The organism is Georgfuchsia toluolica, assembly GCF_907163265.1.
In the GTDB taxonomy this organism is placed as follows: Bacteria; Pseudomonadota; Gammaproteobacteria; order Burkholderiales; family Rhodocyclaceae; genus Georgfuchsia; species Georgfuchsia toluolica.
In genome coordinates this window covers 3,251,983-3,275,683 of record NZ_CAJQUM010000001.1, presented here as the reverse complement: position 1 = coordinate 3,275,683, position 23,701 = coordinate 3,251,983, and the positions used below count along the sequence as shown (strand labels likewise).

Below are 23,701 nucleotides of genomic sequence, written 5' to 3'. Positions count from 1 at the left end.
TGAGCGACGGTCAATGTCGTCCGCCTGGCCCGGCTTTGGATTTGAGGTCTGGACCAGTTTTGTGGAAGTAGCTTGGTCTCATCGTAAAATACGATCTGGTAGTAACGATTAGCCCTACTCAACACAACACTTGTACGGAGTTCAGATGAAAAAGGTTTTTTTTATTCTGCTGGTAGTCGCTATCTCTTTTTCGGCCGCATGTTCAAAATCCTCACCCGAGACAAAATCCGCGACAACCGAAACAGGAGCAACGCAGGTTGATTACAAGAAAATTTGCGAGCATCTTATTCAGATTTCACCTGAAAAGACTGATGGGCTGGCTTGCGAAGCGAAATACCGGGGCTTCCTGCCCTCCTGTCAAAATGCCGAAGCGGTTACTGACTGCTACCTGAAAATCAAGACTTGGGATGAGCGACTTGCCTGTTTCGACAGCTGCGTGCGCGAAGCCAAACCGGCGAAATAAGTACCGCTAAAGAGGTAAATGGTTTTTGCTTGATTTGGCGTTATGCGAAGAAGCGGCTTTCAAATGCGCTTCGAACCATTCCGCCTGTAGGAGATTTGGGGAAGTGTGCACAACAATAAATCCGCATTACGCTTTGTAACACTGCTTGATCTTTCTGCGCGATTTTGTTTTGATGCCCGCCGCATGAAGCGTATTTGCCGCCCTTTCCTTGCGTTGCTGCTGTCTCTGCTGCTGATCGGTTCGCAGCAGGCGGCATTCGCGCACCTGCTGAGCCACTGGCATGGCGGTTCGGCGGTGGTCGCGCAATACCAGGACGATGAAGGTGGCGCCGATCATCCCGCCAATGCCTGCGCCATCTGTATCGCCTTCGCCGGCATCGGCGGCGGTGCACCGCCCTCCCCCGCGCCAGTTTTCCTCGCTGTTTTTGCCGGTGACAGCTACTGCCTGCCGCTTGCGTCTTCCGTCTTTACGCGGCCGGTTATCACCTGCCGCGCCCGAGCTCCTCCCCCGCTTCTCTAAAACCTGACTGTTGTTCTTCCGTCCCAAGTCGGGGTGGTGTTTGTCATTGTTTTGGAGAAACCCATGAAACCGTTTCGCATGAATGCGGTCGCCACATTGTTTGGCGCAGCGCTGATCACTTTGCCAGCAGCGTCCCTGGCGGCAACCGATCCAGATTTGAAGGCCCTGCGCGACGAAATCGCGCAAATGAAACAAACCTATGAACAGCGCATTGACGCGCTGGAAAAACGTCTCGCCCAGGCCGAAGAGAAAGCCGGCGAGGCTCAGGCCGTTGCGCAGCAGGCCGTAGCCCAGCACCCTCCCGCCGCGCCGGCGCAGAGCAACAGCTTTAATCCCGAAGTGTCGATGATCCTGCAAGGTTCCTATAACAATCTCAAGCAGAACCCGAGCGCGTACCAGATTAGCGGCTTCGTGCCGACGTTGGGCGATGTCGGTCCCGGCTCCCGCGGTTTCAGTCTCGGCGAATCGGAACTGACAATATCGGCCAATATCGATCCTGACTGGCGCGGGACGGCGATTGCCTCGCTCAAGCCCGAGGGCGGCGTCGATATGGAGAACGCCTTCTTTCAGAGCCTCGGCCTTGGCAACGGACTCAGCTTCAAGGGCGGCCGCTTCTTCTCCGGCATCGGCTACATGAACGAACAGCACCAGCACGCCTGGGATTTTACCGATGCACCGCTGGTCTACAAGGCTTTCCTCGGCAATCAGCTTGGCGACGACGGCGTGCAGCTCAAGTGGCTGGCGCCGACGGATATGTTTTTGGAATTCGGTGCCGAAGCCGGGCGCGGCCGCACTTTCCCTGGCGCCGACAACAACAAGAATGGCGTTTCGCAGGGCGCGCTATTCGCGCATCTCGGCGGCGATGCCGGCGTCAGCAATGCCTGGCGCGTCGGTCTTTCATGGCTGGGGAGCAGCCCAAGCAATCGCAGCTATGACGACGTCGACCATCTGGGCAATGCGGTGAGCAACAGCTTCACAGGCAAGAGCCGCCTGTGGATCGCCGACGGTATCTGGAAATGGGCGCCGGAGGGCAACAGTACAGTGACCAATTTCAAGTTGCAGGGCGAGTATTTCCGCCGCCGCGAGGACGGCACGCTGGCGAGCAATTCGGTGGCGAGTACTTGCGGCAGCGGCTGTGCCGATGGTTATGACAGCGATCAGAGCGGCTGGTATTTGCAAGGCGTGTACCAGTTCATGCCGCACTGGCGCGTTGGCCTGCGCCACGACGCGCTGATCTACGGCACGGTGAACATTGGGCTCGTGAATGGCGGCGTACTCACTGCGGCCGACTTTCCGCTGCTTGCCGCGCATGACCCGAAGCGCAATAGCGTGATGCTCGATTACAGTCCAAGCGAATTCACGCGCTTCCGCCTGCAATGGGCGCACGACAACTCGGGCAGCGGCGCCAGCGACAACCAGATTTTCCTGCAATACTTATTCAGCATTGGCACGCACGGTGCACATCAGTTTTGATTGGAGCAAAAAATGAAACGACTTTTTTTCGTGTTACTCAGTCTGCTCTCGCTTGCGGCGCATGCCGATCTCAAGGTGTTCGCCACGGTTCCCGAGTGGGGCGCGCTGGCGAAAGAAATTGGCGGCAAGCATGTCGATGTATTTACCGCAACAGGGGGCTTGCAGGACCCGCATCACGTCGAAGCCAAGCCATCGCTGATCGCGCGGGCGCGCAATGCCGACCTGATCGCAGCCACCGGCGCCGAGCTGGAAGTGGGCTGGTTGCCGGTGGTGCTGCGCGATTCAGGCAATCCGCATGTGCAGCCAGGGCAACCGGGTAATTTCGAAGCGGCACGCTATGTGCATATGCTCGAGGTGCCAACGCGGCTCGATCGTGCCGATGGCGACGTACATGCCGGCGGCAATCCGCACATTCAGACCGATCCGCGCAATTTCCTTAAAGTCGGCGAAGCGCTTGCAGGGCGCATGGCGCAGCTCGATGCTGCCAATGCGGCTGAATACCAGGCCAATTTCAAGAGTTTCGCCGAGCGCTGGAAAGCTGCCATCGCAAAGTGGGAAGCCAGCGCAACGCCGTTACGCGGCATGCATGTGGTGACGCAGCACAAGGCTTTCCCTTATCTCTATGACTGGCTGGGCATCGTCGAGGTCGGCACGCTGGAGCCGAAACCCGGCGTTGAGCCCTCGGTGTCTTACCTTAGCCAGGTCGTGGCGGATGTGGAAACCAGGAAGCCGCGTATGGCGATTCGCGCGGCGTGGAACTCACCGCGCCCGACCGAGTGGTTCAGCGAACATGCGCACCTGCCGGCGGTGGCGCTGCCCTTCACGGTTGGTGGCAGCGACCGGGCCAAGGATTTATTCGGCCTCTTCGACGACACCGTGGCGCAACTGCTGAAGGCGGTCAAATGAACGCCTTCGACTGGAACCTGTTGGCAGCGCCATTCGTGGCGGGACTGTTGGTGCTGGCTACTCATGTACCTCTTGGGCGCGAAGTATTAAAGCGCGGCATCATTTTCATCGACCTGGCGATTGCGCAAGTCGCCGGGCTCGGCGTGATGCTGGCGCAACTGCTCGAATGGAGCCATAGCGAAACCGGTACCGATGCGGCAACCCAGCTTACCGCGGCCGCTGCGGCCTGCCTCGGCGCCATGCTACTGACATGGAGCGGCAAGCGCTGGCCGGAAATCCAGGAAGCACTGATCGGCCTGCTCTTCGTCTTTGCCGCGTCAGCCGGCATCCTGCTGCTGGCGCACAATCCGCATGGCGGCGAGCACCTCAAGGACATGCTGGCCGGGCAGATTCTCTGGGTGAGCTGGTCGCAGCTCGCGTTGCCGGCGGCGATTTACGCAGCCATCATCGTGGTCGTGGCCTGGTTCACATTGCGCCAGCGTTTCGGCGATGGCGGCTTTTATCTGCTGTTCGCCTTAACGGTGACGCTCTCGGTGCAACTGGTCGGCGTGTTTCTGGTCTTCACCAGCCTGATTGCGCCGGCGCTGGCTAGCCGCAATCAAGCAGGATGGCGCGGACTGGGCTTTGCCTATGCCATCGGCGCTGTGGGCTACGGCGTCGGACTTGCCGCCTCGGCCTGGTGGGATCTGCCGTCTGGCGCGGCGATTGCCTGCGTTTTGTGCGGTTTGGCGTGCGTTGGGTTAAGAGCGCGCCCCCTGACTCAAATTCGCCGGTAAACTGCCGCTTCGATCAGGAGCAGCAAACATGGAGCAATACCACGGCACCACCATCCTTTCCGTGCGGCGCGGCACTCAGGTCGCGCTCGGCGGCGACGGCCAGGTCACGCTGGGCAACATCGTCATCAAGGCCAGCGCGCGCAAGGTTCGCACCTTGTACAACGACAAGATTCTGGCCGGCTTCGCCGGTGGCACCGCCGACGCCTTCACCCTGTTCGAGCGCTTCGAGGCCAAGCTGGAAAAGCATCAGGGCAATCTGGTGCGCTCGGCGGTCGAACTGGCCAAGGACTGGCGCACCGACCGCATGCTGCGCCGGCTCGAAGCCATGCTCGCCGTGGCCGACCGCGAAAGCTCGCTGGTGATTACTGGCAACGGCGATGTGCTGGAGCCGGAACTCGGCATCGTCGCCATCGGCAGCGGCGGTCCCTACGCGCAATCCGCCGCGCGCGCCCTGCTCGAAAACACCGATCTTGCGGCGACCGATATCGTAAAGAAATCGCTCGCCATCGCCGGCGACATTTGCATCTATACCAACCAGAACCACATCATCGAAACACTGGATTGATGCGGAACCGGTAGGCGAACAGTATGTGCAACTTGCCTGTCCGGGCATCGGGCGATAATTCAATTCAATACGGGTTCCCAACATGTCCCAAATAATGTCGCAAATGACTCCAGCGGAAATCGTTTCCGAACTGGACAAGAACATCGTCGGCCAGGGGCGCGCCAAGCGTGCCGTGGCGATCGCATTGCGCAATCGCTGGCGCCGCGCCCAGGTGGCGGAGCCGCTGCGCACCGAGATCACACCGAAGAATATCCTGATGATCGGACCGACCGGCGTCGGCAAGACCGAGATCGCGCGGCGCCTGGCGCGGCTGGCCAACGCGCCCTTCGTCAAGGTCGAGGCGAGCAAGTTCACCGAGGTTGGCTATGTCGGCCGCGATGTCGATACCATCATCCGCGATCTCGCCGAGACCGCGATCAAGGATGCGCGCGAGCAGGCGATGCGCGGCGTGCATAACCGCGCCATGGATGCCGCCGAGGATCGCGTGCTGGATACGCTGCTGCCATCGGCGCGCAGCGGCAGCGAACCGGCGTCCAGCGAGGATTCGGCGACGCGGCAGAAATTCCGCAAGAAACTGCGCGAGGGCGAGCTCAACGACAAGGAAATCGAGATCGAGGTCGCCTCGCCATCGGCACAGATGGAAATTCTCGCCCCGCCCGGTATGGAAGATTTGACCCAGCAGATTCAGGGCATGTTTCAGAACATGGGCTCGGGCCGCCGCCGCACGCGCAAGATGAAAATTGCCGATGCGCTGAAGGCGCTCGCCGATGAAGAAGCGGCACGCATGATCAACGACGACGAAGTAAAGGCCCAGGCGCTGAAGAACGTCGAGCAGAACGGCATCGTCTTCCTCGACGAGATCGACAAGATCGCCTCGCGCTCGGAGATGCACGGCGCCGATGTCTCGCGCCAGGGCGTGCAGCGCGACCTGCTGCCATTGGTGGAGGGAACCACCGTGTCCACCAAGTACGGCATGATCAAGACCGACCACGTCCTGTTCATCGCCAGCGGCGCATTTCATCTGTCGAAGCCGTCGGACCTGATCCCCGAACTGCAGGGGCGTTTCCCGATTCGCGTCGAACTCGATTCGCTCTCGGTGGAAGACTTTCGCTGCATCCTGACCCAGACCGATGCCTGTCTCACGCGTCAGTATGAAGCCTTGCTGGCAACCGAGGACACCAGGGTCAGCTTTACCGACGACGGCATCCGGCGCATGGCCGAGATCGCCTTCCAGGTCAACGAAAAGACCGAGAACATCGGCGCGCGGCGGCTGCATACCGTGATGGAAAAGCTGCTCGAGGAAATCTCCTTCAACGCCGGCCGCCACGGCGCCGAAACCCATGTCATCGATGCCGCGTATGTGAATGAGCGCCTGTCAGATCTTGCCGACAACGAGGATCTGTCGCGCTACGTTTTGTAAAAATCTAAATCTTTTTAGCCACAGAGGACACAGAGTTCACAGAGAAAAGCACAACACAACCATAGCTATGTCATATATTTCCTTTGGCATGATTTTGACTTTCTCTGTGTCCTCTGTGTCCTCTGTCCCACGGGGATTTCCTTCGGTCATGGCTGATGCTTTAATGTCTTATGATTTTTAAAATAATCTCGATCCTGTTCCCCGTCTTCGCGCTGGTCGCGCTCGGCTATTTTTACGGCCGCAAGCACGCCTCGGACATGACGGTGGCAAACCGGCTCAACATGCACATATTTACCCCGGCGCTGATATTTGCCGGGCTGTCGACCCGTTCCTACGATTTCGCCACCTACGGATCGCTGGCGCTGGCCGTGGTGGTCATGGTGCTGGGCTGCGGCGTTGTTGCGGGGTTTCTGGCGCGCCTGACGCATGCCCGGCTGCCGACGCTGGCCCTGCCGCTGATGTTCAACAACAGCATCAATCTCTGTGTGCCGCTGGCGATGCTGACCTTCGGCAACGACATCCTGCCGCTGTCCATTCTGCTCTTCGTCGTGACGATGGCGCTGCACTTCTCGCTCGGCGTCTGGTTGCTCGATCATCAGGCAAGAATCGGCAATCTGTGGCGCAACCCGGTCATACTGACCGCTGCGGCCGGCTTCGTTGCCGGTGCATTCAACATCACGATATGGCCGCCGTTGCAAACATCGGTGCGCATGCTGGGCGACATCTCGATTCCGCTCGCCCTGTTCGGCCTCGGCGTCAGGCTGACCGACGGCGCCATGAAGCACTGGCGCATCGGCCTGGTGGCGGCAATTGCACGGCCGGTTGCAGGCATGGCGATCACCTGGTGCGCGGGACGATTGCTCGCACTGGAAGCGCGTCAGGCGCAATTGCTGCTGCTCTATGGAGCGATGCCGCCAGCGGTGATCAACTATATCCTCGCCGAGCACTATGGCCGCGATGCGGACAAAATGGCCTCGATCGTGCTGATCGGTAATCTGGCGGCCATCGTTTTCGTGCCGATCGCGCTGGTGATGATTCTTTAGGATGCACTTAGGATTGAGCGCATGCTGCGTCTACACGTTTGCAATTGCCTGTGGGGTAAAAATGAAAAATTTTAAACTCATATTATTGACCGCCCTGTTTGCGTCAATGGCGGCAAATGCTGCCGATATCGAAATAAAGTCCGCCTGGGTGCGTGGCACGGTGCCGGCGCAAACGATGAGCGCCGCCTACATGGAACTCACCAGCAAGGGCGGTGCGACGCTGCTCGGCGCCAGTACGCCGCTGGCCGAGGATGCCGAAGTGCATGAGATGCGGCTCGAAGGCGGCGTGATGAAAATGCGCGCTGCGCCGCGGCTGGCCCTGCCCGCCGGCGCGACCGTAAGCCTCAAGCCCGGCGGCTACCACATCATGCTGATGGGCCTGAAACGGCAGCTGAAGCCGGGCGACACGGTGCCCATCACGCTCAGGATCGAGAATGCCCACAAGAAAACCGAGGCGGTGGCCGTCAACGCGGAAGTCCATGATCTGGCCGAGCCTCCCGCTGCAGAGTCTCACGACCACATGCACATGCATTGACGAAACCGGCGGGCTGTTTCCTGCTGATTGACTTCGCTTCCGGCGGCGGCAATACTCGCGGATCGGGCAGCGCAATGCCTATCTGTTAATCATAATCAGGAATGCATCATGTTGAACAAGTTTGCCTCTTTTGCCGGCATCAGCGGCCCGGTGGTCACCATCATCATGGATGGCTACGGCATCCCCAAATCCGACGCGGGCAGCGCCATCGCGGCGGCGCGCAAGCCGACGCTCGACCGGCTTTTCGCCCATTACCCGAACATCACTTTGCGCGCCCACGGCACCGCGGTCGGCATGCCCTCCGACGATGACATGGGCAACTCCGAAGTCGGCCACAACGCCATCGGCGCCGGCCAGATTTACAGCCAGGGCGCGGCGCTGGTGGCCGACGCCATCGCCTCCGGCGCCATCTGGCAGGGCGAAGCCTGGCGCCAGGTCGTGGCGGGAGCGAAGGCCGGGTGCGGGACGATTCACTTCATCGGTCTGTTTTCCGATGGCAACGTGCATAGCCATCTCGACCATCTGAAGGCCATGATCGTTCGCGCCAGGGAAGAAGGCATCAAAACGGTTCGCATCCACGCCCTGCTCGACGGCCGCGACGTGCCGGAAACCAGCGCGCTCGATTATGTCGAACCGTTCGAGGCTTTTCTGGCTGAAACGAATGGCGGCGTGTTCGACGCGCAGATCGCCTCGGGTGGCGGCCGCATGACCATCACCATGGACCGCTACGAAGCCAACTGGAACATGGTCGCCAGGGGATGGCGCACGCACGTTCTGGGCGAGGGCGACCAGTTCGCCAGCGCAGTGGCTGCAGTCAAGGAATTGCGCGTCAAATTCCCCGGCACCATCGACCAGGATCTGCCGCCCTTCGTGATTGTCAGGGACGGCAAGCCGGTCGGGACGATCGAGGATGGCGATTCCGTCGTCTTCTACAACTTCCGCGGCGACCGCGCCATTGAAATCACGCGCGCATTCGAAGAAGCGAACTTCGACAAATTCGACCGCGTTCGGGTGCCGCAAGTGATCTACGCCGGCATGTTGCAATACGACGGCGACCTCAAGCTGCCGCGGCGCTTTCTGGTCGCGCCGCCGGCGATCCAGGATACCTCGGGCGAGTGGTTTTCCAGAGCCGGCATCACGCAGTTTGCCTGCTCCGAAACACAGAAATTCGGTCACGTGACCTACTTCTGGAACGGCAACCGTTCCGGCAAGCTGGCAGGTGAAACCTATCAGGAAGTGCCGAGCGACGTCGTTCCGTTCGAACAGCGCCCCTGGATGAAGGCCGCCGAAATTGCCGATGCCATGATCGAGGCATTAAAGAGCGGCAAGTACAGGACGCTGCGCTGCAACTTCGCCAACGGCGACATGGTCGGCCACACCGGCAACTTCCGCGCTGCCACGATGGCCATCGAAGCGGTTGATCTGTCGCTGGCGCGAATCCTGCCGGTGATCGACGCATTGGGCGGCGTGGCGCTGATCACGGCCGACCACGGCAACGCCGACGAGATGTATGAACTGGACAAGAAAACCAAACTGCCGGCACAGAACCAGGATGGTTCGTTCAAGGCCAAGACGGCGCATACGCTGAACCCGGTGCCGCTGATCCTTTACGACAATGCCACGGGCGGCAAGCTCGGCCTGAAGCAAACCGACAAGGCCGGTTTGTCCAACATCGCGGCGACAACGGCAAATCTTCTCGGCCTTGAGAAACATGCCAAATGGGATGAAAGCCTGCTCGTGATCAAGTAAGCCCGGCGTGCTGGCGGAGCGCTGTTGTAATAAACCTGGGAAAAGCAGTTAGCCACAGAGCACACAGAGATCACAGAGGAAAGTCAATGCCTTGCATAAGCGGGTGACCTCACCCGGAGGGTGAGCGCGGCGATCGTCTAAAACCCTCAGGTTCTCTGTGTCCTCTGTGACATCTGTGGCTTGAATTGAGGTTTTTAGGATAAACGCTAAACGCCAGAGGGCAGCTTGGAGGCCATCATTTTCCTGCGGTCGATCTTGCGTCCATCGACGATGAACGTTCCGTCGCCGACGGCGTGAACCGTGCGCTGCTCCTTGCGCGCGCTATCGATGTATGCGGCAACCGCTTGCAACACAACGATGTTGTGCTTTGTGACGATGTCGATGACCTTGCACTCGATATTGGCGAGACATTCCTTGATCAAGGACGGCCTCACCAGCCTGGCCGGCAGCGGCGTGAGCTTGAATCTGGCAAACTTGTCCGTGTCGGCCCCCGAGCACGTCCCGATGCCCACCACCTTGTCCAGCAGGTCGACGGTGGGAATGGCAATGACGCACTCCCGATGCTTTCGCAACGCCGCGAAGGAGTAATTCCATTCCCCCGTGGTGATGGCAAATACCGGAGTGAAATCCATCACCATGGTCCAGGAGATGGTCATGATGTTGCCTCTTTTCCCATCATGGGTTGTGACGAGGACCACAGGCCCTGATTCCATCAGGGTAAAAGCCTTGCCCAGTTTCAATCGACGCATGAGAGCACCTCCGCTAGTCGTGCCAAGCTTGCACATTCGACGTTAAGGCGAGCAACGCTCAGGGTGAGCGCTCCTGTGCAGTTTTATGCACAAAACCGGCAGAATGAGTGGTTAGCGCTCTGCGTAACTGCTCAATGGAAAGTGCGGGACTGACCCTATGAATCATGGCATGGCAATTCGCGCAAACCGGGCGAAGATCATTGATTGGGTCGACGACGTAGGATTCCCCAACTTTAGAAAGCGGCAATACGTGATGAACGTGGATAAACGCTTTGCCAATTTCACCGTAGGTTTTTTCAAAATCAAAATTGCAGACAGTGCATTTCGAATCGTAATGGTCTATGCACTTCTTTCTCGCCTTTTGATTCCGCTCGTAGTAGTTAACAGCAATTTTCTTCGTAGCACCCTCGACGTACTTTTCGGGTTCCGATACTTCCTCAATTGCTGGGAACTCAAGTTCCAAGTAGCCGGTTGCAATTCTGTATATGCCGTAGCCAATTCGAAGAAATTTCCCTTCCTTCTTTGATGGATCGTAGCCCTCGGCTTGAGGACAATAGTCTTCAATCTTTCTCTGAATCGTCTGCCGGAAAGACCTTTCGTTTTGGTAGTTGTCCGGGATAACTCCAGAACAATGTGTAACCAATATGTAGTCCTGAATATCTTTCGCCTTGGCCTCGCCATCTAGGCTTAGTAAGGCCTTCTCGATATCAACAACATTTATTGTGTAGATCATTTAATGAGTACTAGCAGTCATTCAAACACAGAAACGTCCGAGTTATTACCAATAATACGGACACGGTAGAAATGCCCCTAGGGTATTGAATGACGATAAGATTATCCCATTTCAGTCTTCTGATCAATCAACAACCATACGGACCGGACCAGCCGGGTTAGCCTTCTGATCTTTAGCTTGCGCTGAAAACGCCCATTAATCCAGCCGCGGCTTGATGCCGCGGATATCCCGGAGAGAAACCACCGCCAGCAGTTTTTCCTGTTCATCCACGATGGGAATGGCGCGGAAGTCGTAGCGGGCGAACATGTCGACGGCATCGCGCAGAGTGCTTTCCGGATTCAGGCTGATGACATGGTCGGTCATGATTTCCCCCAGGGTCTGGTCAGGCTCGGCGGCGATCAGTTCGCGCAGGTCGACAACGCCTTTCAGGGTTTCATGCTCATCGGTGACGTAGGCGTACATGATGACCTCCATGTCCCGGGCCACTTCCCGAAAGTTCGTCATGACTTCCTTGACCTGGGTGCGCTCCAGCATTTTCATGAATTGCTGCGTCGAGAACAGCAAAATATTCTCGTCATGATGGTCGATGATGCGCTGAATCTTGGCGGCAACGTCCTTGTCCAGCATCTGCAGCAACTCGTCAGCTTCTACTGTTGGCAAGGCCGCCAGAACATCCGCGGCTTGCACCGGCCCCATGGCGCTGATCAACTGCGCCGCATCGCGTTTTTCTATGGCGCGAATAAGTTCCCGCTGTACCCTTGGCTCGACTTCCTCCAGGGTATCCGCTGCATGCTCCGGTTCGAGTTCCTTGAATACGGCCAGCCGCTGATCGCCCTCCAATTCCTCCAGAATATCCGCCAGATCGACCGGATGGATATCGCTGATATTTTCCTTGAGTACGCTGAGCTTGACGTGCCCCTTGAAGGTGCCGATATGCTCTGGCAACGGTTGAACATACAGCCAGGAAACGGTTTTGCCTTCCCGCTGTTCGGAAATCCAGTTGGATAGCTTCCTCAGGCCCATTCGGCGCAGTAATCGCTGCCGGCTGAAATCGACTTCACTGACATAGAGCTTGCCGCTTTGAAAGACGAGACTGATGTCGTAGACGACCTCGACTTCGTGATCGTCCATGTCGAGGATCTTCTTGTCCAGGATATGCGAGCGCAGCAGGATGGATCCCTCGGCCGGGGCGCGCTCATATTCGATCGCGTCGGTCACGTCGAATACGATTTCGGTATTTGAAATCAGGGTCAGCTTGTCCCACGGCAGCAGCAGGGCTGGATAGCCGTAGGGGCGATCGACGACGAAATGGCTGACCTCGGGCAGCTTTCCCGTTTCGACGATCAGCATGTCATCCAGCCGGCCCACCCGCTCGGATTTCAGGTAGACCTTGCGGCCGATGATTTCGCTGAGGAAGAATTTGTGCTCCAGTACGACGGCCATGGCGCTATTCCTCAGCTCAGGATCAGGACGAATTTGTACACGATCAGGCTCACCAGAAGCAGCAGGTAAATCCGCAGCGCCATCAGCGAAATCCGGACGCCGCGCGACATCTCGATATGCGGCTTGCTGTAGCGATGGTTGATTTCCCGGATCTTTCTGACCAGGCGGTAAATGCTCGATGTCATTTTCTATCCTCGGCTCACTGGAACATGGTGGGGAACATGACGCTGACACCATACAGCGTAGACAAAATCACGATGGCGATGACGATAAAGCCGCCGATCAGGTTTTCGGTCAGGCTGTTGCAATACTCGCCCATGTGCTTCTTGTCGTTCAGCAACAGGATCAGGAACACCAATGCGGCGGGCAGCAAGGTAACGGCCACCACTTGAACGAACAGCGTGATCAGCACCAGCGGCGCCTTCGGAATCAGCACCACCAGTCCCGCGGTAATCAGGGTGAAGAAATAGCTGGCATAGAACCACGGCGCCTGCTTGATCTTCTGGTTCAAGGAATGCGCCCAGCCAAAAATCTCGCCGAAGGCCCAGGAACTCGCCAGCGAAATGCAGATGGCGCCGAGCAGGCCGGCATCGAACAGGCCGATGGCCATGAATTCGCCGACATAATGATTGGTCAGTTTCAATTGTTCGGCCGCTTGGGAGGCGCTGTCGATGTCAATGCCCTTCAAGACAGTGCCGGTAACGACAATAATGAAAATGGCGACTACCACGGTCAATACTGAACCTAACAAGGTATCGAACCTGCCCCAGGGGATATCCTTCTCCAGCATGCCTTTATCGACGACGGCGCTTTGCTGGAAGAAAAGCATCCAGGGTGCGATGGTGGTACCGATATTGGCCATCAGGAAGAAAAACAACTCGCCGTTGAAGCCGCCCGGGAAATTCGGGATCAGGCCATCCTTGAGGATGTCCGAAACCGAGGGGTGAACCATGAAGGCACCCGGGATGTAGATGAGGTTCAGGGCGCAGAACAGCAGCGCAATCTTTTCCCAGGTCCAGTAGCGGCCGTTCAGGACGATCATGCCCATCAAGCCGACGACACCCGCCACCGTCAGCCAGGGCGGCACGCCAAAGATGTTCAAGGCCGAGGTCATGCCGATAAATTCGGTGACCAGCGTCAGCCAGTCGACGATCATCAGGTCGATCAGGGAAAACCAGCCCCAGAAGGCGCCAAAGCCGTCGAAAATCGCCTCGGCGTGGCCGCGCTTGGTGACTGCGCCGAGGCGCACCGTCATTTCCTGGACGTAATAGGCGACGGGGATCAGGATCAGCAGGAACCAGATCAGGTTGTAGCCGTACTTTGCGCCAGTAGCGGCGTAGGTGGTAATCCCGCCGGCATCGTTGTCGGCGACCATCACGACCAATCCCGGACCGGCAATGACCAGATAAAGCTGAATGGCTTTCCATGACTTGCGGAACCGGTAATAGAGCTTGGAAAATAAGTTCATCGAGATACCAATGCCAGAGGGGTGTTATGAATATTTTGCATAATCAATATTCCAGATGCAGGCGTCTGCCGATGATGCGAACCGGGCCACGGTCGGCATTGTAGGCCGGGTTGGCGATGAAAAAGCCGGGGCCGCCGTTGTTGCGTGATGCTCTGCCCGGCGTTGAGGCCAAACCCCACCCTGGACCGATCCTTGCGCACCTTGCCGACAGCGGGCCTGCGCTCCGCAACAGGTTTATCGACTTCATGTCGGATGAGGGTTGGTTTTTTTCAAGCTTGAGGATTTCCATTCTGAGTCTCTTTCGTTACGGAAATGCGACTTCCGTAACGTGCAGTTCACAGCGAACCGGCAATACGTTGATTGAAATGCCGTACCGATGCCGGAGCGGACTCAGGCATCAAGCCGAACATCGGGCCGCAGCAATGCGGCGGCGAGTCGGTAAAGCACGACGGGCTACCAACAACCGTGAGGAGGTGCTCAGAGCAACCCGCATCGATGCGGGTCAAGAAGATTTGCTGCTGGCGCACCGTCCCGCTGAATCAGCGAGACGGCGGCGGGAGTCAAGGACAATGCCGGCGAGTTTCGCTGATTTAGCTGACGCGGTTCAAGCTACTAGGGCAACTGTCCAAGATGCTTCCCTGGGAAAATAAGACGGGCGGATTCTCAGACTTTTCTTTTTCAGAGTCAAGCGCGGCGCGGCCCAAGGGGCGAGGGGAATGCGGCGCCTAGTCGCGGGAAACCGAAAGTCCGGCAAAGGACTGGGCGACAGGCATCAGTTCGATCACATTGATGTTGATATGTTGCGGTCGGGTCGCTATCCAATAAATGGTCTCGGCGATGTCTTCCTCAGTTAACGGCTGCACACCCTCGTATACCCTGGCGGCCTTTTCGCGGTTGCCGTGGAAGCGCACATCGGAGAATTCGGTGCCGCCGCAAAGTCCGGGCTCGACGTCAGTCACACGGATGGCGGTGCCAGCCAGGTCCGCGCGCAGATTCAAACTGAACTGACGGACAAAAGCCTTGGTCGCGCCATATACATTGGAACCGGGGTAAGGCCAGCGGCCCGCCGTCGAACCGAGATTGAATATATGCCCGCGATTGCGTTCGACAAAGCCCGGCAACAACGCTCGCGTGACCTGCGCCAGCCCGAGACAGTTGGTCTCGATCATGGTCTGCCAGTCATCCAGTTGCGCGCAGTGCGCGGGTTCCTGCCCCAGCGCGAGACCCGCATTATTGATGAGCACATCAACGGCGGCGAACTCGGCCGGCAGCAGATCCGCTATTGCCGCCACGGCCGCGCGGTCGCGTACGTCAAGTTCGAGCGGCAAAAGTGCATCGCCGAGTTCACTGCCAAGCGCCATCAGGCGATCTTTGCGGCGCGCGGTGGCGACGACCCGATGTCCGCCTTTGACGAAGCTGCGGGCAATCGCGGTGCCGAACCCGGCCGATGCCCCAGTGAGAAATACGATCATCCCGGTTTCCTTCCCGCTAGAAGCATTCGTCATCATCGATGGCAGCGCAAAAAGACAGAATCCATTGTGATCCGGCTTTATTCGGCTTTCGGGCGCATTGCCGACTTGGGCCGGAAGGCCTTGACCACCGTTTCATCGGTTTCGATGTATGGTCCGCCGATGAGGTCGATGCAATAGGGTACGGCGGCGAAGATGCCGGGTACGAGCTGCTTGCCGCCGGCATCCTTGACGCCTTCCAGCGTTTCCTTGATCGATTTGGGTTGCCCCGGCAGATTGAGGATCAGCGCCTTGCCGCGAATCACCGCCGTCTGTCGTGAGAGGATGGCAGTCGGAACGAAGTGCAGCGAGATTTGCCGCATCTGTTCGCCGAAGCCCGGCATCACCTTGTGCCCTACCGCCAGCGTCGCTTCGGGCGTCACGTCGCGCAATGCGGGGCCGGTGCCGCCGGTGGTGAGCACCAGATGGCAACCGACGCTATCGCAGAGCTCGATCAGCGTTTTTTCAATCACCGCCTGCTCGTCGGGGATCAGCCGCGTTTCGATGCGCCACGGCGAGAGCAGCGCGGCAACCAGCCATTCCTCCAGGGCCGGAATGCCCTTGTCCTCATAGACGCCGCCCGAGGCGCGATCGGAGATGGAGACCAGGCCGATTATCAGTTCATCGTTCATAAAAATCCTTTAGCCATGACCAGAGGAAATCCCTGTGGGACAGAGTTCACGCAGCACACAGAGAAAATCTGTCACGGGTTTTCCTCTGTGAACTCTGTGTCCTCTGTGGCTTGACTTTGAAGTTCCCTAAGTAACCTGAAAAGCTCGCGATAGGCACGCGGCGGCTTGCCGAGTTGCTGTTCCTTCAACGCATTGCGGCGCAACTGGCGCAGATGCTGGAGATCGGCGCCCGGATGCTGGCGCGCGATGTCGCCGAGCACTTCTTCGCTTTCCATCAACTGCGCGCGCAGGCGTTCGAGTCTGTGCTGTTCGGCCTTGGCGGCGGCGGAAATCCCTTTGACCTCATCGAGCGCGGCCTTGATGGGCCCAACGTCGACATCGCGCATCAGCTTGCCGATGTATTGCCGTTGCCGTTTCTTGGCGCCGTTCTGGGTGATGCGCTGCGCATCGCGCAAGGCAGCGCGCAGAGCGTCCGGCATCTCGATCCGGTTCAGCCGCTCCGGGGACAGCGCCGCCAGTTCAACGCCCATGTCCTGCAGGGCGTCCATGTCGCGCTTCTTTTGCGATTTGCTCGGGCGATCGAACTCGGGGTCGTCTTCTTCGGGAATCGGTTGGGTGTCCACGAGTAGAATTATATCTTTGTGCTTACGCGTACCCTTAAATGGCCGGCAACGATTTCAGCTATACCCCCGAAAGCTTGCGCGAACTGGCGCGCGACGTATTGCAGTATGCCGCGAATTCCGGCGCGACCGGCTGCGAAGTCGATGTGTCGGAAGGCTTCGGCCAGTCCGTCACGGTACGCAGGCAAGCCGTCGACACCATCGAGTACAACCGCGACAAGGGCGTTGGGGTCACGGTCTATGTCGGCCAGCGGCTCGGCCATGCCAGCACCTCTGATTTTTCCGCTGCCGCCTTGCGTGCCGCCGTCGATGCGGCGCTTTCCATCGCCCGCTTTACCGCGGCAGACCCGTGCGCGGGTTTGCCGGATGAAGCCTTGCTGGCAAAGAAGATTCCCGACCTCGATCTGTATCACCCCTGGCAATTGCCGGTGGAAGAGGCCATCGACATCGCGCGCCGCTGCGAGCAGGCCGCCTTCGATGTCAGCCCGCTGGTGAAGAATTCCGAAGGAGCGACAGTCTCGGTGCAGCACTCGCACTTCATTTCCGCCAACAGCCTCGGCTTCATGGGCGGTTATCCCTCTTCGCGGCACTACATCGCCTGCGCCGTCATCGCCGGCAAGGGCAACGACATGCAGCGCGACGACTGGTATTCCACACAGCGGCGCGCCGCCGATCTGGCGGCGCCGGAAGCGATCGGCGACTATGCCGCGCGCCGCGCGCTGGCGCGGCTCAAGGCGCGCAAAATCAAGACGCGCCAGGTGCCGGTGTTGTTCGAGGCGCCGCTGGCGCCGACCCTGATCGGCAATTTTGTCTATGCGGTGAGCGGGGGCTCACTGTATCGCAAGTCTTCATTCCTGCTGGACAGCCTGGGCCGGCAGATATTTCCCGATTTCATGCAGATCGACGAACGGCCACTGTTAAAAGGTGCGCTGGGCTCCACCCCTTTCGATGACGATGGCGTGGCAACGCACGACCGCAGCGTGGTAAAAGACGGTGTGCTGCAAGGCTATTTTCTCTCGACCTACACGGCGCGCAAGCTGGGCATGGCCACCACCGGCAACGCCGGCGGCAGCCACAACCTGATCGTCAAATCGGGGCCGCACGATTTCAGGGGCTTGCTCAAACAGATGGGCACGGGGCTGCTGGTCACCGAACTGCTCGGCCAGGGCGTGAATTACGTGACCGGCGACTACTCGCGCGGTGCCGCCGGCTACTGGGTGGAAAACGGCGAGATCGCCTACCCGGTGCATGAGATCACCATCGCCGGCAACTTGAAAGACATGCTGCGCGGCATCACAGCGGTCGGCAACGACGTACTGGCGCGCGGCGCGAAGCAGGTCGGCTCGATATTGATCGAGCGCATGACGGTAGCGGGAAGTTAGTATGGTGCTTTGTAAATTCTTATACCAACTGTCAAATATTCGTCATCCCCGCGAAGGCGGGGATCCATGGGTTTTGCGCGTTAATACCTCTGGATTCCCGCCTTCGCGGGAATGACGGGTTCTTTCCATGTGGTGGTTCTATCAATTCGCAAGCAGCAAACTAGGCATATGAAGAATCCTAACCCCGTCAACCGCATCCTGTTCGCCAGCATGATTGGCAGCGCGATCGAGTTCTTCGATTTCTATACCTATGCCAATGCCGCGGTGCTGGTTTTCCCGATGCTGTTTTTTCCCGCGTCGGATCCGGCCGCGGCGATGATGCAATCCCTGGCGACCTTCGCCATTGCCTTCTTCGCACGTCCCGTCGGTTCGGCCCTGTTCGGTCATTTCGGCGATCGCATCGGCCGCAAGGCAACGCTGGTCGCGGCATTGCTGACCATGGGCATCTCCACCGTCGTCATCGGCCTGTTGCCGACTTATGCCGCCATTGGCACCGCCGCTCCGCTGTTATTGGCATTGTGCCGCTTTGGCCAGGGCCTCGGCCTGGGCGGCGAATGGGGCGGCGCGGTGCTGCTCGCGGTCGAAAATGCGCCGCCGGGAAAGCGGGCCTGGTTCGGCATGTTTCCGCAACTGGGCGCCCCGATCGGCTTCCTGCTTTCGGGCGGCATTTTCCTGCTGTTGAGCGAGTTCCTTTCCAACGATCAGTTCCTGAGTTTTGGCTGGCGCATTCCCTTTCTGGCCAGCGCAGTACTGGTGATCGTGGGACTTTATGTGCGCCTGAAACTCACCGAAACTCCGGCGTTCCAGAAAACGCTGGAAAACAACCAGCGCGTCAAGGTGCCGATCCTGTCGGTATTTCGCCATCATTTCGGGATACTGGTCATGGGAACGCTGATGGCGACATCCACTTTCGTCGTGTTCTACCTGATGACGGTTTTCTCGCAGAGCTGGGCGACCACGGCGCTGAAGATTCCGCGAACGGACTTTTTGTTGATGCAATTGTTTTCCGTGCTGTTCTTCGGCCTGACGATTCCGCTCTCGGCCAAATTGGCGGACAAGTACGGCGGCCGGCCCCTGCTGATCGTGGTTTCCGCTGCGATTGCCCTGTTCGGCTTTCTGCTCGCCCCCATGTTCGGTTCCGGGAACATGGGGCTCGTCACCGTGTTCCTGTCGCTTGGCATGGGCCTGATGGGAATGACCTATGGTCCGCTCGGCACCGTTCTTTCCGAACTGTTTCCCACCGAGCTGCGCTATACGGGGACATCGCTGACATTCAATTTCGCCGGCATATTGGGGGCATCGCTCGCACCCTATATCGCCATGTGGCTGGCCCGGAATTATGACCTTGGCTTTGTCGGCTACTACCTGTCCGCTGCCGCGCTACTGTCCCTCATGGCGTTGTTGCTGGTTGGCAAGGAAAGGAACGGCCAACTGGCCCTGGCGAATAGCTAGAACCTGGGGCAGAGCGGCAGAGAAGCTTGAGGCCGCATGGTAAACTTGTCGTTTCCTTTCCCCAACCGCTTCCCGCCATGTTTTGGTTTCGGCATAACCCGCTGCGCGGGCAAGCCTTCACCGAAACATTCTTTCCGGAGAAACAATGTTCGCCAAGAAAACTTCCCTTGTCATTACCGATGCGGAAATCTGGTCCGCGATCCAGGCCGAGAACCGTCGCCAGGAAGATCACATCGAGTTGATCGCCTCGGAGAACTACGTGTCCTGTGCCGTGCTTGAGGCCCAGGGTTCGCAGCTCACCAACAAATATGCCGAGGGCTACCCGGGCAAGCGCTACTACGGCGGTTGTGAACATGTCGATGTGGTCGAACAACTGGCCATCGACCGGTTGAAGAAACTGTTCGGCGCCGATTGCGCGAACGTGCAGGCGAATTCCGGCTCGCAGGCCAACCAGGCCGTGCTGATGGCCTTCGCCAAGCCGGGCGACACCATCATGGGCATGAGCCTCGCCGAAGGCGGCCACCTCACCCACGGCATGGCGCTCAACATGTCGGGCAAATGGTTCAACGTGGTTGCCTACGGCCTCAACGCCAAGGAAGAAATCGACTACGACAAAATGGAAGCGCTGGCGCGCGAGCACAAGCCGAAGATCATCATCGCCGGCGCCTCGGCCTATGCGTTGCGCATCGATTTCCCGCGCTTCGCCAAAATTGCCAAGGAAGTCGGCGCGATTTTCTGGGTGGACATGGCCCACTACGCCGGTTTGATCGCGGCGGGCTTCTACCCCAACCCGGTGCCGCACGCCGACGTGGTCACATCGACGACGCACAAGACGCTGCGCGGTCCGCGCGGCGGCATCATCCTGATGAAGGCCGCGCACGAGAAGGCCATCAATTCGGCCATCTTCCCCGGCCTGCAGGGCGGCCCGCTGATGCACGTGATCGCGGCCAAGGCGGTCGCCTTCAAGGAAGCATTGGCGCCGGAATTCAAGGCCTATCAGGAACAGGTGGTCGAGAATGCCATCGTGATGGCCAAGGCACTGATCAATCGTGGTTTGCGTATAGTTTCGGGCCGTACCGAGTCGCATGTGTTTCTGGTCGACCTGCGCGCCAAGAAGATCACCGGCAAGGAAGCCGAAGCCGCACTGGGCAAGGCGCACATCACGGTCAACAAGAACGCGATCCCGAACGATCCGGAAAAACCCTTCGTCACTTCCGGTATCCGCATCGGCTCACCGGCCATGACTACGCGCGGCTTCACCGAGATCGAGGCGGAACAGGTGGCCAACCTGATTGCCGACGTGCTCGATGCGCCAAACGACGAGCACGTGCTTGCCTCGGTGCGGGAAAAGGTCGCTGTGCTCTGCAAGAAGTTCCCGGTGTATGGCTAACGCCATACCCCGTCCGGTCCATGAGGGCACCCCCTCCCAACCTCCCCCGCCACGCGGGGGAGGGGACTAGTCAGTCTCTTCGAGGCATTGAAGGAAGCGCGCTGTGAAATGCCCCTATTGCGCTGACCCGAACACCCAGGTCGTCGATACGCGCGAAAACGACGATGGCGATACCGTGCGCCGCCGCCGCCGTTGCCCTGCCTGCGACAAGCGCTTTACTACCTATGAGCGCGTTGAGTTGCAACTGCCGCATCTGGTCAAGAAGAATGGCAGCCGCACCGAATACGATCGTGAGAAACTGCACGCCAGCATGATGCTGGCCCTGCGCAAGCGTCCCGTGACAACCGAGAGCGTCGAAGCCGCCATCGATCATATTGAGGAAAAACTGGTGACGCTGGGCGAACGCGAGGTCGCCACAGATCGGGTCGGCGAACTGGTGATGCGCGAGCTGAAGAGACTCGACAAGATCGCCTATATCCGCTTTGCCTCGGTGTATCGCAACTTCGAGGACGTGAATGAATTCTCCGACGCGATCCGCGAAGTGAAGAAGCCGCGCACCGCAAAACCCAAAACCTGACCTGCCACAGAGTTCACAGAGGACACAGAAACGATATGCTGTCAGTGGTTTTCCTCTGTGATCTCTGTGTCCTCTGTGGCTGATATGTTTTTAACTGCCGATCACGAACACATGGCCCTTGCGCTGCGATTGGCGCAACGCGGCCTCTACACCGCCACGCCGAATCCGCGCGTCGGCTGCGTCATCGTGCGCGACGGCAAGGTGGTCGGCGAAGGCTGGCATGAGCGTGCCGGCGAAGCGCATGCCGAAGTGAATGCCTTGCGCATGGCAGGCAATCTGGCGCAGGGAGCCACCGCCTATGTCACGCTCGAACCCTGCAGCCACCACGGCCGCACGCCACCCTGCGCCGATGCCCTGATCGCTGCGGGCATTGTTCGCGTCGTGGCCGCCATGCAGGATCCAAATCCGCTGGTGGCCGGACAGGGTATCGAGAAATTGCGCGCGGCCGGCATCGCCACCGCTGCCGGTCTCATGGAGGCCGAGGCGCGCGAACTCAACATCGGTTTTGTTTCGCGCATGACGCGCGGCCGGCCCTGGGTCCGGGTCAAGATCGCGGCCAGCATCGACGGCAAGACCGCCCTCAACAATGGCATATCGCAATGGATCACCGGCCCCGATGCGCGGTGCGATGCGCATGTCTGGCGCGCCCGGTCCTGCGCCATGCTCACCGGCATCGGTACGGTACGTGAAGACAATCCACGTCTCACCGTACGCGACATCGAAACGACGAGACAGCCCTTGCGTATCGTCGTCGATAGCAGGCTGGAAACCCCATTGAGTGCCCGGATTCTTGAGGGTGGCAATGCTTTGATCGCCACGGCAAGCGAAGACAAGGCCAGGATTGCAGCACTGGGAAAACTCGGCGTTCAGGTCGTGGTGCTACCGAATGCGCAGGGCAAGGTCGACCTGTCTGCCCTGTTGACCGAACTCGGCAGGCGCGACATCAATGAAGTCATGGTCGAAGCCGGTCCCAGGCTCAATGGCTCTCTGCTGCGCGAGGGTTGCGTCGACGAACTGTTGATCTATCAGGCGCCGGTGCTGCTCGGCGACAACGCGCGCGGCATGGTCAACCTGCCGGAACTCACCGATTTGTCGGGAAAGTGCGAACTGACAATCATCGAACGGCGCGCGATCGGCCCGGACCTGCGCCTGATCGCGCGTCTCAAGCAAGCGTAGCGTTTCTAAAGCAGCGACGCCATGTCGATAATGAAGCGATAGCGCACATCGCTCTTGAGGATGCGCTCGTAGGCCGCGTTGACCTGGTCGATCGGGATGGTTTCGATGTCGGATACGATGCCGTGCTCGGCGCAGAAGTACAGCATCTCCTGCGTTTCGCGGATGCCGCCAATGAGCGAAGCGGCCACGTTCCTGCGCTTGCGCAGCAGGCCGAGGGCGTTGAATGACACCGGGCCATCGGGAAGGCCGAGCAATACCAGCGTGCCGTCGCGCTTGAGCAGGCTGATGTAGGCATCGTAACCGACCCTGGCCGAGACGGTGTTGAGGATCAGGTCGAAGTGTCCGGACAGGCGCGCCAGGCTTGCCCCATCCTCGGTATTGGCAAAGTCGCTGGCGCCAAGGCGTTTGGTGTCCGCCTTCTTGCTGTCCGAGGTGCTGAGTATCGTGACTTCCGCGCCCATGGCCGCCGCCAGCTTGACCGCCATGTGGCCGAGCCCGCCCAGGCCGATGACGCCCACCTTGCTGCCCCTGCCGGCTTTCCAGTGCCGCAGCGGCGAGTAGGTGGTGATGCCGGCGCAGAGCAGGGGCGCGGCCGCGGCCGGATCGAGTTGAGATGGAATCTTCAGCACGTAATTCTCATCGACTGTTATGCGCGTCGAGTAGCCGCCATAGGTCTGCATGTTGCCGCCTTTCTCGACACCGCCGTAGGTACCGATCATGTCGTTGCAGAACTGCTCCTGATTGGAGCGGCACTCGGGACAGGTGCGGCAGGAATCGACCAGGCAACCGACGCCGACCATATCGCCCACCTTGTGCCGGGTGACGGCGCCGCCAACCCGCGCCACCTTGCCGACGATCTCGTGGCCCGGAACCACTGGGTATTTCGGGCCGAAAAACTGCCCGCGTGCATAGTGGATGTCGGAATGGCAGATGCCGCAGTAAAGAATGTCGAACAGGACGTCATGCGGGCCCGGTTCGCGCCGATTGATCTCGAATGGGGCGAGAGGCGATGTGGCGCCATAGGCGGCGTAGGCTTTGGCAGGCAACATGATGCGTCTCCTCCGAAAGGACAGGACAAGGGTCAGCGGCGGCGATCAATCTCCGGGACTTGCCTCCGCAGGC

The 23,701-nt window shown here is 59.2% G+C and carries 26 protein-coding genes; 15 read left to right on the top strand and 11 right to left on the bottom strand.

Features of this window, described 5'->3' with window-relative positions; translation table 11 throughout:
* Positions 1 to 145: 145 nt before the first annotated feature.
* The 10 genes from K5E80_RS15500 to gpmI all read left to right on the top strand — a co-directional run bounded on the left by K5E80_RS15500 (position 146) and on the right by gpmI (position 9,449).
* Positions 146 to 463: a hypothetical protein gene (locus tag K5E80_RS15500; protein ID WP_220637004.1), complete on the top strand. Its 318-nt coding sequence runs from the start codon at positions 146 to 148 to the stop codon at positions 461 to 463.
* A 183-nt stretch (positions 464 to 646) separates the two neighbouring features.
* On the top strand, positions 647 to 982 hold the full coding sequence (locus K5E80_RS15495; RefSeq protein ID WP_220637003.1) for a hypothetical protein: 336 nt from the start codon (positions 647 to 649) through the stop codon (positions 980 to 982).
* A 63-nt stretch (positions 983 to 1,045) separates the two neighbouring features.
* A complete protein-coding gene (locus K5E80_RS15490; protein ID WP_246591008.1) occupies positions 1,046 to 2,455 on the top strand; it encodes a coiled-coil domain-containing protein in 1,410 nt (469 codons plus the stop codon).
* A 12-nt stretch (positions 2,456 to 2,467) separates the two neighbouring features.
* Entirely contained in the window at positions 2,468 to 3,361 is an 894-nt protein-coding gene (locus K5E80_RS15485) for a metal ABC transporter substrate-binding protein (RefSeq protein WP_220637002.1), read from the top strand.
* Positions 3,358 to 4,137: a metal ABC transporter permease gene (locus K5E80_RS15480; RefSeq protein WP_220637001.1), complete on the top strand. Its 780-nt coding sequence runs from the start codon at positions 3,358 to 3,360 to the stop codon at positions 4,135 to 4,137. Before K5E80_RS15485 ends, K5E80_RS15480 begins: the two co-directional genes overlap by 4 nt.
* Before the next feature lie 28 nt (positions 4,138 to 4,165).
* Positions 4,166 to 4,702 (top strand): ATP-dependent protease subunit HslV, encoded by a 537-nt coding sequence (gene hslV, locus K5E80_RS15475; protein WP_220637000.1) that lies wholly within the window; start codon positions 4,166 to 4,168, stop codon positions 4,700 to 4,702.
* 94 nt (positions 4,703 to 4,796) lie between these two features.
* Positions 4,797 to 6,122: an ATP-dependent protease ATPase subunit HslU gene (hslU, locus tag K5E80_RS15470; RefSeq protein ID WP_220637363.1), complete on the top strand. Its 1,326-nt coding sequence runs from the start codon at positions 4,797 to 4,799 to the stop codon at positions 6,120 to 6,122.
* Positions 6,123 to 6,292: 170 nt separating this feature from the next.
* Positions 6,293 to 7,165 (top strand): AEC family transporter, encoded by an 873-nt coding sequence (locus K5E80_RS15465; protein ID WP_220636999.1) that lies wholly within the window; start codon positions 6,293 to 6,295, stop codon positions 7,163 to 7,165.
* Between the two features lie 61 nt (positions 7,166 to 7,226).
* On the top strand, positions 7,227 to 7,700 hold the full coding sequence (locus K5E80_RS15460) for a copper chaperone PCu(A)C (RefSeq protein WP_220636998.1): 474 nt from the start codon (positions 7,227 to 7,229) through the stop codon (positions 7,698 to 7,700).
* A gap of 108 nt (positions 7,701 to 7,808) precedes the next feature.
* On the top strand, positions 7,809 to 9,449 hold the full coding sequence (gpmI, locus tag K5E80_RS15455) for a 2,3-bisphosphoglycerate-independent phosphoglycerate mutase (RefSeq protein WP_220636997.1): 1,641 nt from the start codon (positions 7,809 to 7,811) through the stop codon (positions 9,447 to 9,449).
* Positions 9,450 to 9,655: 206 nt separating this feature from the next.
* Here the strand turns inward: gpmI and K5E80_RS15450 are convergent, their stop codons facing one another.
* The 10 genes from K5E80_RS15450 to yjgA all read right to left on the bottom strand — a co-directional run bounded on the left by K5E80_RS15450 (position 9,656) and on the right by yjgA (position 16,605).
* The gene (locus K5E80_RS15450) at positions 9,656 to 10,162 is read right to left on the bottom strand and encodes a flavin reductase family protein (protein ID WP_281420349.1); all 507 of its coding nucleotides are present in this window, start codon (positions 10,160 to 10,162) and stop codon (positions 9,656 to 9,658) included.
* Positions 10,163 to 10,256: 94 nt separating this feature from the next.
* The gene (locus tag K5E80_RS15445) at positions 10,257 to 10,931 is read right to left on the bottom strand and encodes an HNH endonuclease (protein WP_220636995.1); all 675 of its coding nucleotides are present in this window, start codon (positions 10,929 to 10,931) and stop codon (positions 10,257 to 10,259) included.
* Positions 10,932 to 11,126: 195 nt separating this feature from the next.
* Positions 11,127 to 12,374 carry a magnesium transporter MgtE N-terminal domain-containing protein gene (locus tag K5E80_RS15440; RefSeq protein ID WP_220636994.1) on the bottom strand — a complete coding sequence of 416 codons (1,248 nt, stop codon included), beginning with the start codon at positions 12,372 to 12,374 and terminating at the stop codon, positions 11,127 to 11,129.
* Between the two features lie 11 nt (positions 12,375 to 12,385).
* Complete coding sequence (locus tag K5E80_RS15435; protein ID WP_220636993.1) at positions 12,386 to 12,559, bottom strand: hypothetical protein; 174 nt, start codon at positions 12,557 to 12,559, stop codon at positions 12,386 to 12,388.
* 14 nt (positions 12,560 to 12,573) lie between these two features.
* Complete coding sequence (locus tag K5E80_RS15430; protein ID WP_220636992.1) at positions 12,574 to 13,842, bottom strand: NRAMP family divalent metal transporter; 1,269 nt, start codon at positions 13,840 to 13,842, stop codon at positions 12,574 to 12,576.
* Positions 13,843 to 13,885: 43 nt separating this feature from the next.
* Complete coding sequence (locus K5E80_RS15425; protein WP_220636991.1) at positions 13,886 to 14,131, bottom strand: hypothetical protein; 246 nt, start codon at positions 14,129 to 14,131, stop codon at positions 13,886 to 13,888.
* 46 nt (positions 14,132 to 14,177) lie between these two features.
* The gene (locus K5E80_RS15420) at positions 14,178 to 14,348 is read right to left on the bottom strand and encodes a hypothetical protein (RefSeq protein ID WP_220636990.1); all 171 of its coding nucleotides are present in this window, start codon (positions 14,346 to 14,348) and stop codon (positions 14,178 to 14,180) included.
* A 219-nt stretch (positions 14,349 to 14,567) separates the two neighbouring features.
* A complete protein-coding gene (locus K5E80_RS15415; RefSeq protein WP_220636989.1) occupies positions 14,568 to 15,314 on the bottom strand; it encodes an SDR family NAD(P)-dependent oxidoreductase in 747 nt (248 codons plus the stop codon).
* Between the two features lie 77 nt (positions 15,315 to 15,391).
* Positions 15,392 to 15,982 (bottom strand): molybdopterin adenylyltransferase, encoded by a 591-nt coding sequence (mog, locus tag K5E80_RS15410; protein ID WP_220636988.1) that lies wholly within the window; start codon positions 15,980 to 15,982, stop codon positions 15,392 to 15,394.
* Positions 15,983 to 16,053: 71 nt separating this feature from the next.
* Positions 16,054 to 16,605 carry a ribosome biogenesis factor YjgA gene (yjgA, locus tag K5E80_RS15405; RefSeq protein ID WP_246591006.1) on the bottom strand — a complete coding sequence of 184 codons (552 nt, stop codon included), beginning with the start codon at positions 16,603 to 16,605 and terminating at the stop codon, positions 16,054 to 16,056.
* A 38-nt stretch (positions 16,606 to 16,643) separates the two neighbouring features.
* Between yjgA and pmbA the strand changes: the two genes are divergently transcribed.
* From pmbA to ribD, 5 genes are all read left to right on the top strand, one after another.
* Positions 16,644 to 17,984, top strand: a complete 1,341-nt coding sequence (pmbA, locus tag K5E80_RS15400) for a metalloprotease PmbA (protein ID WP_220636987.1) — start codon at positions 16,644 to 16,646, stop codon at positions 17,982 to 17,984.
* Positions 17,985 to 18,152: 168 nt separating this feature from the next.
* Complete coding sequence (locus K5E80_RS15395) at positions 18,153 to 19,436, top strand: MFS transporter (RefSeq protein ID WP_220636986.1); 1,284 nt, start codon at positions 18,153 to 18,155, stop codon at positions 19,434 to 19,436.
* Between the two features lie 145 nt (positions 19,437 to 19,581).
* Positions 19,582 to 20,826, top strand: coding sequence for a serine hydroxymethyltransferase (gene glyA / locus K5E80_RS15390; RefSeq protein WP_220636985.1), 1,245 nt, complete (start codon positions 19,582 to 19,584; stop codon positions 20,824 to 20,826).
* Positions 20,827 to 20,929: 103 nt separating this feature from the next.
* A complete protein-coding gene (nrdR, locus tag K5E80_RS15385; RefSeq protein ID WP_220636984.1) occupies positions 20,930 to 21,403 on the top strand; it encodes a transcriptional regulator NrdR in 474 nt (157 codons plus the stop codon).
* 84 nt (positions 21,404 to 21,487) lie between these two features.
* Positions 21,488 to 22,579, top strand: coding sequence for a bifunctional diaminohydroxyphosphoribosylaminopyrimidine deaminase/5-amino-6-(5-phosphoribosylamino)uracil reductase RibD (ribD, locus tag K5E80_RS15380; protein ID WP_220637361.1), 1,092 nt, complete (start codon positions 21,488 to 21,490; stop codon positions 22,577 to 22,579).
* A gap of 5 nt (positions 22,580 to 22,584) precedes the next feature.
* Here the strand turns inward: ribD and K5E80_RS15375 are convergent, their stop codons facing one another.
* Positions 22,585 to 23,628, bottom strand: coding sequence for an NAD(P)-dependent alcohol dehydrogenase (locus tag K5E80_RS15375; RefSeq protein ID WP_220636983.1), 1,044 nt, complete (start codon positions 23,626 to 23,628; stop codon positions 22,585 to 22,587).
* Between the last annotated feature and the right edge of the window lie 73 nt (positions 23,629 to 23,701).